A 17,885-nucleotide genomic window follows, 5' to 3' on the forward strand; every position below is an offset into this window, starting at 1 on the left:
ATCAAGAAAGGCCCGGACGCTGAGTCCGGGCCTTCTTGATACTTCTGATTTGGTGCTTAGGTCCCAGCGCCGCGCGTACTCAGGGGCTGCTTGGCAGCGAACTCCTGAGCCGCGTTCTGTCCGGCGCCACCGGCGTCTTCCTCGCCAGAGTCGTCGCCATCGCGGTTGTGCAGGCCCGCAAGTGCAGCGTGCTCGGCGAAGTCAGGGTTTTGTTCCACGACTTCGTCAAAGGATCCCTGGGAGACGATGCTTCCTTCTTTCATGAAGCAGACCAGATCGTTGTTTCGGATAGTCGAGAGGCGGTGCGCTACGGAGATCACGGTCATCTCGCCGTGCAGTTCGCTGATCGCCTTGGCAACGGCAGCTTCCGTTCCGGTGTCCAGGGCACTCGTGGCCTCATCAAGCACGAGTACGAGGGGATTCATGTACAGGGCGCGCGCGATGCCGAGGCGTTGGCGCTGGCCACCCGAGAGAGCGAGCCCGCGCTCACCGACGCGGCCGTGGATGCCGTCCTTGCGCGATTCAATGGTTTCCAGGAGCTGGGCCCGTTCCAAGGACTTGAGGACACGACCCTCGTCGATGTCCTTGCCCCACGTCAGGGCGACGTTCTGCGCCACCGAACCGTCAAAAATGGCGACTTCCTGGGGAACATAGCCAACGCGCTTGCGCCAGTCGGAAAGGACATCCTCCAGCGGAACGCCGTCCAGCGTCATGGTGCCTTTGGACGGGGTCAGCAGACCAAGGAAGATGTCGATGAGCGTGGACTTGCCCGCCCCTGACTGCCCGACGACACCCACCGAGGAACCGATCGGCAACCGAAGGTTGATGTTCTGGACGGCAGGCTCACCGGCACCTGGGTAGGTGAACTCAACGTTCTTCAGTTCGAGCATCTTCGGCTCATGCTTGATGGGAGTCTTGCCGAGCTTCTCCGCGTTTTTGCGGTACTCCGCGGCGTCGCGGATATCGCCCATGACCGTTTCGGTGTAAGGCAGTGTCGACTGCACCAGTGTCAGCTGGGACTGCATCTGAGTGAGGGCCGGGACCATCTTGAAACCGGCCAGGCCGAAGATCGCCACAGATGACATTGCGACCTGGATTCCTCCGATCAGATAACCGACAGTCCCGATGAGGAGGAAGCCGCCAATCAGGGCCATGTCGATCACGAACTTTGGCACCGTGGCCATGAACCGGATGTTGGAACGGGAACGTGCGGCCCTCTCGCGGCTCTGCATGACAACGGCGCCGACTTCGTCTGCCTTGTCACGGAGGGTGATTTCCTTGAGCGCCCCAAGCATTTCAGAGACCAGAGTGGACATCCGCATGGCGGCGTCCCGGTTCACTTTTCCTGCTTCGTAGGACTTTTTTGACAGCCAGAGGTAGAGGAATGCAGCAATGGCGCCGAGATAAATGACCGTCGCGAGGGCTGTCTGCCAGGAAGCGCCGATCAGTACTACCAGCACGGAGGCAAACGTCAGCGCTTGCGCCGGTAGAGTCACGGCGGGTAACAGGACGCCCGCAACCGTATTGGCGATTCCGACGTCGATCATGCGCACGAGCTCCGTGGTGGACCGCTTCATTCGAACCGTCCACGGGGCGCGAATGTAGCTCTGGAACAGCACGGTGCCAATATCAAGTTCATAGTCCGCGAACTTGCGGGTCGAGATCCACTGGAGCCAGATGTTAAGCACAGATTTGAGGATCATCACCATCGCGGATGAGACCAGCAGCAGCAATCCGAACTCCTGGCTCACGGACCCGAAGACAGGAAGACTCATGCTTCCACCCTTGAGGATCTGGTTTAGCACGAGGGCGAATACCCCAAGGGCGCCTGAGTCGAGAAGCGCCAGCACAGCCGACAGTACGCCGAAGAGGAGGAGGAACCTTCTTGCGTTGGACGGCAGAAGCGGCAGCAGCTCGCGCATGGTGCGGCGCAGGTGTTTCAAGAATTACTCCAGAACGGCAAGGGACAGAATCCCTCCCAATACTACGCGTCGCCCTTCGCAGACACCCTTCGCACGGCGGACGGAGCTCATTCCCAGCGCCGCTGCAGCAGAGCCGCAGGGCAAGTAACTGTCACTATGCGGCCAGTCTGGAATGAGATGATGTTGGGAATGAGCCAGCAAATTTGGGTTACACAGCTCTTCGATTGTGCAGATGTAGCCAAGACCTTCGTCGGAGAGGCCCGGCGGAAGGCAAAGCAATGGAACATCATCGCCACAGTGTCAGGAACTGCATAATGACCAAGCCCCACCTGCTATATATAGCTTTCGCCTTTCCACCCAGCACCGCGTCGTCTGTTTATCGTTGCACGGCTGTGGCCAATGCCTTCGCCCACGACGGCTGGGACGTGACGGTTATAACCGTGGACCCCGAGGTCTGGTCCCAGATCTCGGGAGTGGACGAGAAGCTTGCCGAGTCGATCGATCCCCGCATCCAAGTCGTCGCAGTTGACGACGGCGGGGCCGAGCAGCCAGCCAAGGGTGACCTTCGCCGCTTCTCCCGTTTCAGGATCGAGGCGCCCTACCTGTGGAAGGAAGCGCTGCGCCGCCGCAGCCGCCGCAACTTTCCTGAAGATTTCCATGGCTCCTGGCTGGAACCCGCTGCCTCGGCTGCCAGACGCGTCCACGCCGAAAAACCCGTCGACCTGGTCATGGCTTCCGCCAGCCCCTACGTGTCATTTGGTGTTGCCCGGGCGCTTGATGGCGTCCCGTACGTCCTGGACTATCGCGATGCTTGGGCGTTCAACACCATCAGCGGTGCGGAAGACTTCGGACCGGACAGTGCGCTGGGACAGCGCGAGGCGCAATACCTGAGGGAGGCCGCCCAAGTCTGGTTCGTCAACAGCCAGATCAGGGACGAATACGTCCGGCGGTACCCGGAATCGGCTGAAAATATGCGCGTCGTGGCCAACGGTTTCGATCCGCAGCCCGGTCATGCCAAACGGGCGGTGCAACGAACCGACCATCCCCGCTTCGGCTACCTGGGCACGCTTCAGTACGTAAACATGCCCTTGCAGGAATTCTTGGACGGCTGGGACAGGGCTTTCGGCGGGGATACGCCCGGTGCCGAAGCTGTCTTCCGCGGGAAGCTGAGCGCTTCGGGGGCCGCCGGCGCTGAGATTCTCCAGATCTTTGGCGAAGCCCGCCGCAACGGGCTTCGGTACGACGGCCCGATCTCCAAACGGGATGTCGCCGGGTTCTACGGCACTTTGGATGCACTTGTCCTCCTGCTTTCAACCGGCAAATACGTCACTGGGGGCAAGACCACGGAGTACCTGGCCACGGGCCTGCCGATCGTTTCGGTCCATGACATGGAAAATGCCGCCACTGACCTGCTCCGTGACTACCCGTTGTGGTTTCCGGCGAAAGGGCTCACTGCTGAAGGCATCGGGCAGGCACTTCGGGAATGTGCTGAGGCGTTGCAAGACCCGGACGATGAACGCTGGGACGCGGCCTGGGCCTACGGACAGCAGTTCCTCCGCAGCACGATCCTGGAACCCGTAATTGCAGAACTCCGCGCCATCGCGGGTCACAGCGCGCGCTCCATGCCCGCGCGCGAGGAAAGGACACAGGTATGACCGGGCAGAAACCGCTGCACCTCAGCATCCTTGTCGGACGCGGCGCTCATCCGCAGGCCGTGATGGACGATTTGTGGAGCCGGGCTACCGCGCTCGCAGACCAAAACGGCTGCCAGATGACGGGAACCGTCGTTTATACATACGACGACGGGCCCCAAGTCACTCCGGCAGATGAACGGGTGAAGGTGGTTACCCTCGAAAAATCGCCCGCGGGGCGGGTGATTTCATTGTTAGCGGACGCTGCCGGGAAACCAGGGCCTGTCGGGATTGCCGGCCGGCTGGCACGGGACAACATGGAGTCCCGCCGACTGGCCAGTGCAGTAGCGCGACGGAAAGACCTGCGCGACACCTTGTGCGGCTCCGACATCGTGGTGGCCGCTGACCTCCTCGCAGACCGTACCGTATGGCAGCTGCGTAAACGAACAGACGCCGAACTGGTTCATGGTCCGATCGCCATGTTGCATGTGCTCCGGCGAATGGTCCGGGATTGAGCTCCGGCACGGAGTCTTGGGCGAGCCTAAGCCATGGCGCCTATGGAATACTTGACGCGTGAGTCGAACCTGGATAGTCATCCCCATGTACAACGAAGCGTCCGTCGTCGGCACGGTCATCGAGGGGCTGCGCGGAGAATTTCCCAACGTTGTGTGTGTCGACGATGGCAGCACGGACGGATCCCAGGACGTGGCACGGCAGGCCGGGGCAGTGGTCGTCCAGCATCCAGTTAATCTGGGGCAGGGCGCGGCGCTCCAGACAGGCATTGAGTATTCGCTTCAGGATCCTGAGGTGGACTGCATCGTGACCTTTGATGCGGACGGACAGCATCGCGTGGCAGACGCGATGGCTATGGCAGACCGCATACGTTCAGGGGAGGCCGACGTCGTTCTTGGGTCGAGGTTCCTCGATAACAGGACGAAGCTGACGCCGCTGAAGCGACTTGTCCTGAGGACGGCCGCCGTACAGTCGCGCATGGCGACGGGCATGGCCCTCACCGACGCGCACAACGGCCTGCGGGCGTTCAGCCCAGGCGTTGCCCGGGGCATCAATCTGCAGCAAAATCGGATGGCGCACGCTTCTGAACTTGTCCACCAGCTTGCGGAGATGAACCCGCGCTGGGTCGAGCAACCGGTTGAAATCGTCTATACGGACTATTCCAAATCGAAGGGCCAGTCCTTGTTGAACTCGGTCAATATCGTCGCTGATCTCTTTTTTAGGTGAAATTGTGCAGATTATTGTCCAGATAGTTCTTGTCCTGGCCGTTGTAGTCATGTCGCTGGCACTTATGCGCGGAGGGTCCAACGCCCGGCACCTGGCCATCCGGCGCATCATGCTGGTGCTCTTTGCCCTGGTGGCTGCGTTTTCCATTTTCTTCCCTGAGTTGTTGACGCGGGTGGCCAGGCTTCTGGGCATCGGCCGTGGAACGGACCTGGTCCTTTACGGCCTTGTGGTGAGTTTCCTGGTGTTCATGGCCACCACGTACCAGCGGTTCCGTCATATGGAGGCGACGCTTACGAAGCTGTCGCGCAGGATAGCCTTGGATGAGGTGGGACTCCCCGGCAAGGCAGAGCAGCCCCAGAGCGAGGGCACGCAGGGCCACCGGCGTCTGACACCACCGGCCACCGGGGGACAATGAGTTCGGTTCAGGCCGGCACGCAACTGAGCGGGACCCGCATTTCCGAGCGGCCCCGTACACGCGACTTTGGCCTCGACATACTGCGGATCGCCAGTATCTGCGGAGTTGTGGCGATCCATGTTTTCGGCCACATGGTTGGACGCGCGCCGCGCGACAGCCGTGCGTGGTGGATTGCGATGGCGATCGACGTGGGCTGGATCTGGGTTGTGCCTGTGTTCGTCATGATTTCCGGCGCGCTGATGCTTGGGTCCAAGCAACTCACAGAGAGCCCTGGGATTTTCTATCGGCGTCGAGCGGCCCGCCTGGTACCGGCGCTGATCGCCTGGAACCTCATTTACCTGGTTGGCGTGCGGTTCTGGATGCGCGGCGAAGTTATCCCGCTGCCGCGGATTCTGCAGCTGCTGGTTGACGGGTCGGTGTTCACCCAGCTCTACTTTCTCTGGCTGATCGCCGGGCTGTACGCCGTGGCGCCATTCTTGGCGTCGTTCCTGCGGGGCGGCGGCCGAGTAAGGGCTGCGACTGCCGCCGCATCGTTTCTTGCCGCTGCGCTGGTCTTCTACATGATTCCGGGAATCCTCAGCCTCTTTGGCATTTCGCGCCCGATTCATCTCAACTTCCTCACCCACTGGATGCCCTACGTGGGTTACTTCCTGGCCGGCTATGCACTGAAGGATATCCGGCTCAAGGGGTTCAAGCTGGCGCTTGCCGCTGTGGCGACGGGTTGCCTCATAGCGGCAGCCATTTGGCATTACAGCCATAAGGGCGTCTTTCCGCTCCTCGATGCGGTTTCCTCCGTTTCCTACGTTGGCGTGCTCGTGGCCCTCGCAGCGCTGGGCGTGTTCGTCGTGACGCTGTCCCTCACGGCCAAGCTCACCGTGAAGCGGGCGGGCAGGGCAATCGTGGCGCTGTCGAATGCAACTTTCGGCGTCTTCCTGGTACACCTCGTCATCTTTGAAGTCATCCGGCTTCAATTTCCGGAAGTTGCCGCCGGTAAATCTCTGGCCGCCATCTTCGCTGCCTATGCCGTGACAGTGGTTGGCAGTTTTGCCGTTTCGCTGGCCGCGCGCCGCGTTCCTCTGCTCAGAAGCATCTTCTAGTCCTTCCGGCCGTCCCCCGCGCATTCGCCCCAGGGGAGGCCGGCAGGTCAGGTCCCCGGCTAACAGGCGCGCGGGCGTCTGGGATAATGAGTCATATGACTGAGCTCCCCTCGCTGCTGATCCTGACCTTCTCACCCATACGCTCGGATCCGAGGGTCCTCAAGCAGGTCGAGCTGTTCAAGGACAAGTACCGGGTGTTCACGTGTGCCTACGGTGGGGCCCCGGAGGGAACCGAAGGCCATTTCCCTTTGCCCGATGATTCGCGCGGCTGGCCGTCGGACAAGCTGGGCCTCGTGTCCCGCCGCTATTCCCGCGTTTATGACGGACTGACTGCCGTGTCGGCTGCACGGAAGATCTTGCCGCGCGGCGAATTTGACGTCATTCTGGCGAATGACCTGAACACGTTGCCGCTGGCGCTGGAGCTCCAGCCACGGCTCGGCGTCCATTCAGACCTCCACGAGTTCGCACCGCGCGAAAAAGAGGACGATCTGAAATGGCGCCTGTTCGTTGCACCGTTCATGCGATGGCTTTGCCGCCGCTACTTGTCCCTCGCCGCCTCCGTCACCACCGTCTCGCAAGGCATCGCGGACGAGTACACCAAGGATTACGGCGTGGCGGCCGGAGTCGTGACTAACGCGGCACCATACTCCGAGCGGGACGTGCGCCCTGTCAGTTCGCCGGTGCGCCTGATCCACAGCGCTGCCGGGCAGCGCTACCGGAAGCTTGAAAACTTCATCGAGGCAATGCGGGACGCACCGGATTGGCTCACCCTTGACATGATCGTCATGCCCAACGAGCCGGATTACGTCACTGAGCTCAAAGAGAAGGCTGCAGCAGTGCCGGCGATCCGCTTCCGCGACCCTGTGCCGTACAGCCAGCTGGTGTCCACCCTGAGCGAATACGACGTCTCACTCGTATTCCTGCCGCCCACCAACTTCAATCTCAAGAACGCGTTGCCGAATAAGTTCTTCGAAGCCGTCCAGGCGCGCATCGGCTTGATCGTAGGCCCATCACCGGCCATGGTGTCACTCGTGGAGCAGTACGGATTGGGCGCCGTGACCCCCGATTTTTCTGCCGGCTCTTTGCGCGAAACACTCCATGGCCTAACCGCCGAAAAGATATCAATGTGGAAGAGGGCTGCGGATGCTGCAGCCCGGCCGCTCTCAGCCCAGACCCAGGTGATGGCCTGGCAGAAAGCGGTCGAGGACATCGTGGGGTCCCGGCACGCCCGCGCCTAGGCTGTTACAAGCCCGCCGACGCCATTAAAGAACGGCGGCTCCCGAATGGGAGCCGCCGTTCTTGCCTGCAGCCGGCGTCTAACCCGCCGCGGACGACGCCGAAACGAGTGCCGCCGCGCCCACCGACCCTGCCGTCCACGCCGTTCCCCACCTGCTGCCGGCGAGTACCGGGTAGTAGCGCAGCTCTCCGGAGGTCCGCACCGCCAGGACACCTTTGCTGGCAGCGCCCGCAAAGCCGGCGGTGGCGGAGAACTGGCGGAAGTTCTGCCACCCGGAGCCAACTACCTTTCTGGTTTCCGGGATGAATTTGTTCAATCCGGTGGAGCGGTAGAGCTTCATGGAGCCCGCTGGGTTGACCGCCAGAAGGTCTTGCTTTCCATCGGAGTCGAAGTCGACCATGGCCAGCCTGAGGCCACCCCAGCCGATGCCGATCCTGACAGGAGCGCTGATGGCGCCTCCGGAACCATTGGCCCAGTAGTTCAATTCACCGTTAGTGCCGTAGCCCACCAGCCCCGGATAGCTTGTTCCGGACATCCATTTGCCCGAGACAAAGGTTGTCTGTGCGAATCCTGCCGCGGCGACCGTAACCGGTGCCCGGAATCCGCCCGACGCCGACCCCAGATAAGCGGTTAACGCGCCGGTCGACTTTTGGGCCAGGACGTCCGGAACGCCATCGCTGTTCCAGTCCACAACGTTGAGCGATTTCATTCCTGACCAGCCGATCCCAATCTGGTAGGCGCCGCCGACGCCCGCAGAGCCGCCTGCCGGGCGGTTCCATAGTCCGCCTGCCGAATCAACTGTGAGCACATCCGCTGTGCTTGTGATCGCCCGCTCTGAGGCCAGGAGGGCGCTTCCGGAAATGAGGACGCCGGCCCAGCCTGCCGTGAGCACGGACTTGGCGCCCAGGGCGCCCTGGTTCAGGGGGTAGTAGTTCAGTGTTCCTGCACGGTCCCGCGCCAGAATTCCATGTGAACCCGGGGCTGTGAAGCCCTTGGCAGGACTGATGCTGTTCATCGTGTTCCACCCGGTGGCAAGGAGCTTCCGGGACTCGGCGACAAGCGCTCCTGAGCCGCTGGAACGGAAGAGCGTCATCCGTCCCAGATAGTCAACGGCGACCACGTCCTGGTTGCCGTCACCGTCTGCATCGGTCATGGACACATGCATCCGGGCGAACCCGGAACCGAGGCTGGTGGCCGGGCCAAGGCCTGCCCCCGATGCATTCGGGTAGAACTGGAGGTTGCCGGTAGCCGTGCGGATAACCACGCCCGGATACTTGGAAGTCCGGACCCAGGGGCCCACCGTGACGTCCGCGCCGGAAAGGCCTGACGCCAAAACGGTCCTCCCGGCAAAGCCTCCGGCTGACAGCCCGGCCTGGACGCCGAGCACTCCCGTTGTGCTGAACGTGACTAGGTCCTGGATTCCGTCGGCGTTCCAATCGGCAACGTGAACGGAAGCGAGCCCTGTAAACCCTGTGCCGATCTTTGTGGCGGCTCCCATGGATCCTGTGCCTGTGGCGCGGCGGTAGAGGCTGCCCGCTGCATCTATGGTCACGACGTCAGTGGCCGCGGTTATAGATGGCGTGGGCACCGGCGCCGGAGGCGGCGGGGTGGTGTTGATGGTCTCGCCGCCCGCGATGAGGTAGCCGTTCCAGCCGACGCCGATGCTCGTGACGATGCCCCACCTTGAGTTGCCGGGCACCGGATAGTAAGAAAGCTGGCCCTCGGTGTTACGCGCCATGAGGCCGTTCGTTCCGGCCCCGTTGAAATTCGTGGTGACCGTAACGCTCGTCATTTTGTTCCAGCCACTGCCGATAGTCGTGCGGGCCTCGGACAGGAAGGCGCCACTGCCGCCTGAACGGAACAGACGGAGTGCGCCGGTGGAGTTCTGGGCGAGGATGTCCTGATTGCCGTCGCCGTCGAAGTCGATCATGGTCAGGTTCTGTCCGCCCCAGCCCTGGCCGATGGAGGTTCCGGCGCTGAGTGCTGAACCCGAGGCATTGCGCCACAGGCGCAGGCCGCCTGCATCATCCCGTGTCATGACCTGCGGAAAGTAGCTGCTGTTCAGCCAGTAGCCGATCGTCAGTTGGTAGTTGTTCCACCCCGACGCCGCTAGCACGGGGCCCGTGGCGAACCCGCCTGCTGCGATCCCCAGATAGACGTTGACGCGGCCCGAATCCCATTGGGCGACGAGGTCCAGGACACCATCGGCGTTCCAGTCGATGGCATTGATCGAACGCAGGCCCCTCCAACCTTGGCCAATTTGCTTCCGCGTGCGAAATGTTCCGCTCCCGGCGGCAGGATAGTCCCACAGGATGCCCGACGCGTCCGCTGCAACCACGTCTCCCAAGGACGTGATGGACGGTGTAGGCACGGCGCCGTCTGCCTGGGATGCAAACTTCTGCAGCCCGGCGAGCGTGCCGTTCCAGGCATTCGAGTCGCCCGCGAACGGGCCGGTGCTGCTGTACTGCCAGACGCTGTATGTTCCCCAGCCGTTGGGCATGTTGCCCACGTAGCGCGAGTAAGAGGCAAGATGCAGCGGTTGCCTGCTGAAGGCGCCGGAGTTTCCGGTGCAGGTGGTCCACCAGTCAGTGGTGGTGTAGATCATGGGCAGCCGGCCTGTCCTGGCCAGAACCCTGTTAGAAAAGGCAGCGATCCAGTTGACCATCGCCGCTTGACTCATGTTGTAGCAAGTGTTGCCAAGCGAAGGGTACGGGTTGTACTCAATGTCCAGAAGGGGCGGCATTGTCTTGCCGTCCCCGCTCCATCCGCCGCCATTGTTCACAAAGTAGTCGGCCTGGGCGGACGCCGTCGATACATTTGGGAGAGCGAAGTGGTAGGCGCCGCGGATCAGGCCGGCGCCCGCTGCTCCGTCGTACTGGGACCCGAAGGTTTCGCTCTTGTACGTGGTCCCCTCCGTCGCCTTAACGTAGGCAAACCTGGCGCCGAGGTTGAACTGGGCCGCCCAATTGACAGCGGATTGGTGGCTGCTGACATCAAGGCCCTGAATGCCCGGAGCCATCCACGTGTTGGCGGCTTCCGGGGACAATGCATACGTCGACGCTGTTCCGGACTGCCTGACAAGTTGGGCGGAACGGCTCTTGGCGCCTTGGCCCATGTAAGAGCCGTTCTTTCCGATTTCCGCCCGGAGAGCTTCCATATCAACTGCCGGGGGTGCGGGCTCCTCCGTGGACGCTTCTGTTGCTCCAGCGGCATCAGTTAGAGGTCCGGCAGTGCTGCCAGGGCTCGGGCCTTCGGGCGGTGCCGGAGCAGCCTGAACAGGGAGTACGCCGCCGATGCACAGCATCGCAGATAGAAGAGCCGAGCCCCCTAGAAGACTTAGGCGCCTGGCCCTCAGAACGAGGGCTGGGGTCAGACTGCTGTTCGAGGAACGATTCATCTAGTACTCCGTAGCCTTAAACTGCCGGCTGAAGAGGCGTCAGGTGCTGGACTGTTCCCCCGAGCTGAGCCCCTCTTCACACCGGCAGCGATGGTCGCGGCAATCCTAGCATCGGCGGTAGGGAAGTGACGAATGTGACTGTTGTGACGTTTGTCCAGTTCGGACCACGGTGCTCCGCCTAACTGCCATTCAATGCCGGGCGGGGCCCTTAGACTTGTGGCCATGAAAGTTTTGGTCACCGGGGGCGCCGGCTATATCGGATCACACACCGCACTTTGCCTGCTTGAGGATGCGCATGAGGTGGTGGTGCTGGACAACCTCATGAATTCCAGTGTCGAGGCGGTGCGGCGGGTCGAGGAGCTTACCGGCAAGAAAGTGGATTTCCGTGAGGGCGACCTTCTGGACGCGGACGCCGTCGACGAGGTGTTCGCGGAAGGCGGCTTCGACGCCGTTATCCACTTCGCCGGCCTCAAGGCCGTGGGGGAGTCGGTCGAGAAGCCCCTCTGGTACTACAAGAACAATGTTGTGGGCACGCTGAACCTGCTGGAGAGCATGGAGAAGGCGGGCGTACGGCGGCTGGTCTTCAGCTCGTCCGCCACGGTGTACGGCGCTTCGGAGCACGTCCCGTTGATCGAGAAGTCGCCGCTGGACGCCACCAATCCATATGGCAGGACCAAGGAACAGATCGAGGACATCCTCTCCGACCTGAGCGCGGCGGACCCGCGCTGGAGCATCGCATTGCTCCGGTACTTTAATCCGGTGGGTGCGCACGAATCCGGGCGGATCGGTGAAGACCCGCACGGCATTCCCAACAACCTGCTGCCGTTCGTGGCCCAGGTGGCGGTGGGCCGCCGGGAGAAGGTCATGGTGTTCGGCAACGACTATCCCACGCCCGACGGCACAGGAGTGCGGGACTACATCCACGTCATGGACCTCGCGGCCGGCCACCTGGCCGCCCTGCACTACCTGGAGACCAAGACCGGCGCTTTCCGGTGGAACCTCGGGACCGGACGGGGCTCCTCCGTGCTGGAAGTCATCGAGGCCTTCGGCGCCGCGGCCGGGCATCCCATTCCGTACGAGTTCGCGCCCCGGCGGCCCGGCGATGCGGCAGTAAGTTACGCCGACGCCTCGGCGGCTCTGGCCGACCTGGGCTGGTCTGCACACCGGGACCTTGCACAGATGTGCCGGGATCACTGGCGCTGGCAGAGTTCAAACCCGTTCGGCTACGCAGGAAAAGCCTGATTGTTCCGTTGCTTGCCGGGCAGGATGGCCCGGACGGCTAGGGCTTGGGGAGTTGCTTGGCTATGTACGGAGCGAGTGCCCGTGCATACTCAGCGCTGACGTGGGAGAAGTCCCTGTAGACAATCATGGAGCCCACAACAGGGTAGCAAAGGGCCTTGTCGCAAAACTGGTCACGAAGGTTGATGCGGTGCACGCCCTCGGAAGCCATGGCCTTTGCGGCGTTGGTGATGGCAGTGCCGGCGGGATACGCCTTGCCGACTGGAACGGCGCAATCAAGTGCATTTTGATGGCGTGCGAGGCAGGTAGGAACGTACTCGCCGTTGGTCCGCGGAACGTCATCGAAGACCACTACACGCTTGCCCGCGGTCATCCAGTGACGCCACACTTCGGCGAATCCGTCGACGGCGGGGTTCTGCAGCTTCTTGTTGTCTGGGGACATGAACGTAAAGGCAGTGGAGTAGGAAGCGGCGAAGACGGTGGTGATCTTCTTGTCCGCCACCAGTTCGTCAGTCACGTTTTGTCCCCAAGCGAAACAGTCACGTTGATTTGAATCGGTCTTCTCCCCCGGCTGGACGCGAAGTGCGGCCGTGACGGGGCAGGAGCTCTTGGTGTAGGTCTTGATGTGCCACCCGCGGTCTTTTGCCAGCGTCTCAAGGGCGGGGAACCAGGCTGTCGCGTGGGAGTCACCGACCACGGCCACTGTTTCCCGCGCCTGTGCGGCGTCCACCCCCAAATCGCAACTCACGATGTCAGTCCCGACGGCGTCGGCCTGACACCCCGGGTGAAGGGGCTGCGTATTCTGCTTGGCCACAAGCGCGGGTGCGGGGCTCGGTGACTCCTTGCCTACGACCGGACCGCAGCCATTAGCCGGAACCAGTGCTCCAGGTCCGTAGCAGTCTCCAAGCTCAGCCGCACGGTCAGCGCTCGGCGTTGAGTAGGCGGATGCCGTCAGGCCAAAACACAACGCGACGGTGAGGATCATGCCGCCTGCCGTGAAGGCGTAGGCCCGCGGGGAAGTCTTGAGTGCCCGGCCGCGGCGCAACGGATCCTCAACGGTCAGCTTGGTGATCCATGCCAGAAGGATCGATGCCAGCAAAAGCAGAAATTTTTCTGGTGTGGTCAGCGCGTGGCCAAGGACGAACGGGACGATGACGATCAGCGGCCAGTGCCAGAGATATAGGCCGTAGGACACATCGCCCAAAAACGTCATGGGCTTCCGGGAGAGCCACCAACGCGCGTTCATGACCGCAGTGTTCCCGCTGCAGACCAGTACGAGGGCTGTTCCGGCCACGGGAACCACGGCTGTCCAACCGGGGAAGGGGGTGCCGCCGTCGTACGTGAGCGCCGAAAAGGCGATCAGGAGCAGTCCGGCCCAGGCGAGAGCCGAGGACAGCCGTCCGGAGTATTGCCTTCCATTGAAGACGAGGGCCATCAGGCCGCCGGCGGCGAATTCCCAGACGCGGGTGGGGGTTGCAAAGTAGGCGACCGAGGGATTTAGTGCCGTCAGAACGATTGAATAGACCAGCGATGCGGTGCCGACTGCCGTGATACCTGCAATCATCATGGCTCTGGGTGAGCCAAGACGGCCCAAACGCCTGGCAACCGGGGGCCGTCCGGCAACGAACAGCAGCGCCGCCACCAGGAGGGGCCAGACGAAGTAGAACTGCTCCTCCACCGAGAGCGACCAGTAGTGCTGGACGGCTGAGGCGTCGTTATGCTGTGCCGAGTAATCAACGGAGTCGCCGGCAAGGATCCAGTTCTGGACATACAGGACACTGGCGCCGATTTGACGGGCAGCAACTTCCCAGAGAGTCGAGGGGACCCACAAGAAGACTCCGAGCAGCGACACGAGCAGGACCAGTATCGAAGCGGGGAGCAGCCGACGGATCCTCCGGGCCCAGAACCGAGTGAGTCCTACTTTTGAACCGTCCCGGACTTCGCGATACATGTGCGCAGTGATCAGGAAACCGGAAATAACGAAGAAGACGTCGACGCCGACATAGCCGCCGGTCAACCGCTGTGGCCAGAGGTGGTACAGCACGACAATGACGACGGCGATAGCCCGCAGACCTTGGATTTCAGGTTGAAATTGGCTCGTCGTCAGAGGCCCGCGGACTGCGTGCGGGCGCTTTTCTGGCGTTTCTAGGATCCTGGTTGCTGACACAACGAGCAATTTTATCGCGAAGCAGCTTGACGCCGCGAATGCAGACCTCCGGTTGGCTGTCTGCCTCTCGGCCGGAGCGTAGTTCCTGTTTATCCACAACTTCCCCCATATGACTTCATTCGGGGGTCGCCATCCTTTAGCTTTAACCCAATTGGACTGTCTCCGCTGGGGGCGGAAGTCGTTCGGGGGAACGCATGGATGCTGTACGGATAGTCGAGGACGAAGTCCGGGAGCTGATTCGCAGGCGTGGTCTTGATCCACTGCGGCAGACCGGCGAGGTCAGGCGGCTGGTGGACGCGGCAGTGAGTGATTACGACGAGCGTGCCCTGATGGGACCGCTTCCGCCCCTCGGCCCTTTGGAGCTGGCCCGCAGGTTCGTTTTCGACGCGGTTGCCGGCTTCGGTGCCCTGCAGCCTCTTCTGGATGATCCGAACATCGAGGAAATCTGGCTGAACGCCCCCACCGAAATTTACGTGGCCCGGAACGGCGAGTCCGAGCTGACGTCGCTCAGCCTCACGGACCAGCAGGTTCGGGACCTCGTGGAGCGAATGCTGAAGAGTTCTGGGCGGCGCCTGGACATGTCCTCACCGTTTGTGGATGCAGCGCTGCCGGACGGGTCTCGGCTCCACGTGGTCATCCCGGACGTGACGAGACGCCATTGGGCCATCAATATCCGTAAGTTCGTGGTCAAGGCGAGCCGCCTTGAGCACCTGGTTGAGCTGGGGACCCTGACACCCCAGTCTGCTCGGTTTCTGGGTGCAGCGGTGGCCAGCGGCCTCAACATTCTCGTGTCAGGATCCACCCAGGCGGGTAAAACGACCATGCTGAACTGCCTGGCCGCCAGCATCGGCAGCCGTGAGCGGGTCATCACGGTGGAGGAAATCTTTGAACTCCAGTTTCCGCTGCGCGACGTCGTGGGACTTCAGTGCCGCCAGCCCAACCTCGAGGGCGAGGGCGAAATACCGCTGCGGCGGCTGGTCAAAGAGGCCCTCCGAATGCGGCCGGACCGACTGGTGGTCGGAGAGGTCCGGGAAGCAGAAAGCCTCGATATGCTCATTGCCCTGAATTCGGGGCTTCCTGGCATGTGCACGGTCCACGCGAACTCTGCGCACGACGCGGTGACCAAGATCTGCACGCTTCCGTTGCTGGCGGGCGACAACATATCTAGCGCCTTTGTTGTCCCGACTGTGGCTTCGTGCATTGACCTCGTGGTCCATTGCAGCCGGCAGGCGAACGGTCGCAGGCAGGTGACGGAGATCCTCTCCCTCGGCAGGCGCGTCGAGAACGGCATCATTGAGTCGTCCATGGTTTTCTCCGTGACCGACGGCCAGCTTCAGCCAAAAGCCAGCTCGATGCCCGCAGCCGAAAAGTTCGCGAGGGCAGGTTACGACGTCGCGGCCCTCTTGGAGTCCCGTTGACGGCGCCGCTGCTTGGCGTGCTGACCGGGGCGGGACTGTTCCTGATCTGGTGGTCGGCTTGGGAGCAGCCTGCGGCCGCCAAGCGCGACCCCCGGACCAGCCGCCTGCAGGATTTGCTGCTTGCCGCCGGCATTGAAAGGGTCACGGGGGCAGGTCTCGTCGGCAGTTGCCTGGGGCTCGGATTATTCGTAACCCTGGTGTTCTTCGTCCTGAGTAAATCGTGGCCGATTTCCTTCTGCTTCGGTCTGTTCGGGGCCTGGCTTCCGGTGGTGGTGGTCAGATGGAGGGCCCGACGCCGGACGGCAGTTTTGCGGCGGTTGTGGCCAGACGTGGTGGATCACCTCAGATCCGCCATCAGGGCAGGGCTGTCACTGCCCGAAGCTCTTATTCAGCTGGGGGAGAAAGGGCCGGAGGAACTCCGCCACGTGTTCCGCGACTTCGGCTCCGACTATCGGGCGGGCGGCCAGTTCGATGCCTCGCTGAACAAACTAAAGGAACGCCTGGCTGATCCGGTCGCCGATCGCATCATCGAGGCGCTCAGGCTCACGAGGGAAGTCGGAGGCTCGGATCTCGGCAAGCTGCTCGGGACCCTGGCTGAGTTCCTCCGCGAAAGTGCCAGGACCCGGAGTGAACTGGAAGCCCGGCAGTCCTGGACCGTCAACGCGGCCCGGCTCGCAGTAGCCGCCCCATGGATCGTGATGGTGTTGCTGGCGAGCCGCCCGGAAGCGGTTGCCGCCTACAACACCCCCATGGGGGCCGGGGTCCTGCTCGGCGGGCTGGTGGTCTCCTTGGTCTGCTACTCCATCATGCTGCGGATCGGTGCTCTGCCCGAGGAAGAGAGGGTTCTGCGATGACGACCGTCCCGGCCGCCGCTGTCGTGTGCGGCATAGTTCTTGGCGCCGGACTGTGGCTCCTGCTAGTCCGGCTCCCGTTCATGCGGCCCACCACCTTTGTCGAACGCATCGAACCGCAGCTCAAATCCCAGAACATGGAGTCCCGCCTGCTGAGGGCTGCCGACCACAACCTCACGCCCTTCGGACCGCTCGAACGTATTGTGCGTCCGCTTATCAGGGACGGGATGGCGAAGCTGGCCAGGTTCAACCTTGGAACCTCCGCGCTTGCCCGGAAACTGGCGCAGGCCGGGATCAGCAAATCGCCTGTTCATTTCCGTGCCGAACAACTGCTCTGGGCTGTGTCCGGGTTCGTGGCGGCTGTCGGCATCATCGCCTTGGGCGCCGCGGCCGGCAGATTTAGTCCGGTGCTGGCCGTCGTGGCTTCGGCCGGAAGCGCGCTGGGCGGAATCCTCTTCCGTGACTATTGGCTGGGAGTCCAGATCAAAAAACGGGAAACCAGGATGATGGCTGAATTTCCGAGCCTTGCCGAGCTGATGGCGCTCGCTGTGGGCGCGGGGGAAAGTGCCACCGGTGCTCTGGACCGGGTCTGCAGAAGCGCCCGCGGAGAGCTGTCCAAGGAGTTCGAAAAAGTGCTTGCAGAAACGCGTGCCGGCAAGCCTTTGGTGGAAGCGCTTCAAGAGTTCTCCGCCCGGACGGACCTCGGACCGCTGATCCGCTTTGTCGACGGCATCCTCGTCGCGGTGGAGAGGGGCACACCCCTGGCTGACGTCCTGCGGGCCCAGGCGCAGGACGTCAGGGACACCGCCAAGCGCGAATTGATGGAGTCCGCCGGAAAGAAAGAAATCGCCATGATGGTTCCCCTGGTCTTTGGAGTGTTGCCGCTCACGGTTGTCTTCGCCGTGTTCCCCGGCCTCGCTGCGCTGAGCCTGAGCCTTTGATGCCGCCCCTACCCGACCGCCCTGCAGAAGACCGAATTCCTCTAACCAGCAACCGCTATCGCAAAGAAACGGGAAGTAAATGACATTCATAGCCAAGCACGGAATCGCACTTTTCGGCGCGCTGATGGCTCGCGTCAGGAGATCGACGGCCTCGAGGCTCCCGACTCCCGGCGACCAAACGGTCCACAGCGATCACGCGGAGCGGGGCGACGTTCCAGGCTGGGTCATGATTACCCTCATGTCGGCGGTGCTCGTGGCTGCGCTGCTTGCGCTCGCCGGACCGGCACTTGAAGCAATGTTCAACCAGGCCATGGACACGGTCGGAAAATAG

The 17,885-nt window shown here is 62.5% G+C and carries 14 protein-coding genes; 11 read left to right on the forward strand and 3 right to left on the reverse strand.

The features are described 5' to 3' along the window. Positions 1 to 56: 56 nt before the first annotated feature. Positions 57 to 1,943: an ABC transporter ATP-binding protein gene (locus AC1DD3_RS01085; RefSeq protein ID WP_476880779.1), complete on the reverse strand. Its 1,887-nt coding sequence runs from the start codon at positions 1,941 to 1,943 to the stop codon at positions 57 to 59. Between the two features lie 293 nt (positions 1,944 to 2,236). Between AC1DD3_RS01085 and AC1DD3_RS01090 the strand changes: the two genes are divergently transcribed. The 6 genes from AC1DD3_RS01090 to AC1DD3_RS01115 all read left to right on the forward strand — a co-directional run bounded on the left by AC1DD3_RS01090 (position 2,237) and on the right by AC1DD3_RS01115 (position 7,542). Beyond that, entirely contained in the window at positions 2,237 to 3,577 is a 1,341-nt protein-coding gene (locus AC1DD3_RS01090) for a glycosyltransferase (RefSeq protein WP_476880780.1), read from the forward strand. After that, a complete protein-coding gene (locus AC1DD3_RS01095; protein WP_476880781.1) occupies positions 3,574 to 4,068 on the forward strand; it encodes a hypothetical protein in 495 nt (164 codons plus the stop codon). Before AC1DD3_RS01090 ends, AC1DD3_RS01095 begins: the two co-directional genes overlap by 4 nt. 85 nt (positions 4,069 to 4,153) lie before the next feature. Then, positions 4,154 to 4,792 carry a glycosyltransferase family 2 protein gene (locus tag AC1DD3_RS01100; protein ID WP_476880782.1) on the forward strand — a complete coding sequence of 213 codons (639 nt, stop codon included), beginning with the start codon at positions 4,154 to 4,156 and terminating at the stop codon, positions 4,790 to 4,792. A 4-nt stretch (positions 4,793 to 4,796) separates the two neighbouring features. After that, the gene (locus AC1DD3_RS01105; protein ID WP_476880783.1) at positions 4,797 to 5,207 is read left to right on the forward strand and encodes a DUF2304 family protein; all 411 of its coding nucleotides are present in this window, start codon (positions 4,797 to 4,799) and stop codon (positions 5,205 to 5,207) included. Further along, entirely contained in the window at positions 5,204 to 6,304 is a 1,101-nt protein-coding gene (locus AC1DD3_RS01110) for an acyltransferase (RefSeq protein WP_476880784.1), read from the forward strand. Before AC1DD3_RS01105 ends, AC1DD3_RS01110 begins: the two co-directional genes overlap by 4 nt. Before the next feature lie 95 nt (positions 6,305 to 6,399). Beyond that, on the forward strand, positions 6,400 to 7,542 hold the full coding sequence (locus tag AC1DD3_RS01115) for a glycosyltransferase (RefSeq protein WP_476880785.1): 1,143 nt from the start codon (positions 6,400 to 6,402) through the stop codon (positions 7,540 to 7,542). A gap of 78 nt (positions 7,543 to 7,620) precedes the next feature. Here the strand turns inward: AC1DD3_RS01115 and AC1DD3_RS01120 are convergent, their stop codons facing one another. Further along, on the reverse strand, positions 7,621 to 10,698 hold the full coding sequence (locus AC1DD3_RS01120) for a GH25 family lysozyme (protein ID WP_476880786.1): 3,078 nt from the start codon (positions 10,696 to 10,698) through the stop codon (positions 7,621 to 7,623). Positions 10,699 to 11,160: 462 nt separating this feature from the next. Here AC1DD3_RS01120 and galE point away from each other — a divergent pair, with 462 nt between their 5' ends. Continuing rightward, the gene (galE, locus tag AC1DD3_RS01125) at positions 11,161 to 12,180 is read left to right on the forward strand and encodes a UDP-glucose 4-epimerase GalE (RefSeq protein WP_476880787.1); all 1,020 of its coding nucleotides are present in this window, start codon (positions 11,161 to 11,163) and stop codon (positions 12,178 to 12,180) included. 37 nt (positions 12,181 to 12,217) lie between these two features. Here galE and AC1DD3_RS01130 read toward each other — a convergent pair whose 3' ends face one another. Beyond that, positions 12,218 to 14,344 (reverse strand): acyltransferase family protein, encoded by a 2,127-nt coding sequence (locus tag AC1DD3_RS01130; RefSeq protein ID WP_476880788.1) that lies wholly within the window; start codon positions 14,342 to 14,344, stop codon positions 12,218 to 12,220. Positions 14,345 to 14,538: 194 nt separating this feature from the next. Between AC1DD3_RS01130 and AC1DD3_RS01135 the strand changes: the two genes are divergently transcribed. From AC1DD3_RS01135 to AC1DD3_RS01150, 4 genes are all read left to right on the forward strand, one after another. After that, positions 14,539 to 15,762, forward strand: coding sequence for a CpaF family protein (locus tag AC1DD3_RS01135; protein ID WP_476880789.1), 1,224 nt, complete (start codon positions 14,539 to 14,541; stop codon positions 15,760 to 15,762). Then, positions 15,759 to 16,616, forward strand: a complete 858-nt coding sequence (locus tag AC1DD3_RS01140; RefSeq protein WP_476874647.1) for a type II secretion system F family protein — start codon at positions 15,759 to 15,761, stop codon at positions 16,614 to 16,616. The genes AC1DD3_RS01135 and AC1DD3_RS01140 overlap by 4 nt, the downstream gene beginning before the upstream one ends. Next, positions 16,613 to 17,554: a type II secretion system F family protein gene (locus AC1DD3_RS01145; RefSeq protein ID WP_476880790.1), complete on the forward strand. Its 942-nt coding sequence runs from the start codon at positions 16,613 to 16,615 to the stop codon at positions 17,552 to 17,554. Before AC1DD3_RS01140 ends, AC1DD3_RS01145 begins: the two co-directional genes overlap by 4 nt. A gap of 124 nt (positions 17,555 to 17,678) precedes the next feature. After that, on the forward strand, positions 17,679 to 17,885 hold the full coding sequence (locus AC1DD3_RS01150; RefSeq protein WP_476880857.1) for a hypothetical protein: 207 nt from the start codon (positions 17,679 to 17,681) through the stop codon (positions 17,883 to 17,885).

It is taken from the genome of Arthrobacter sp. 05T444 (assembly GCF_056395905.1).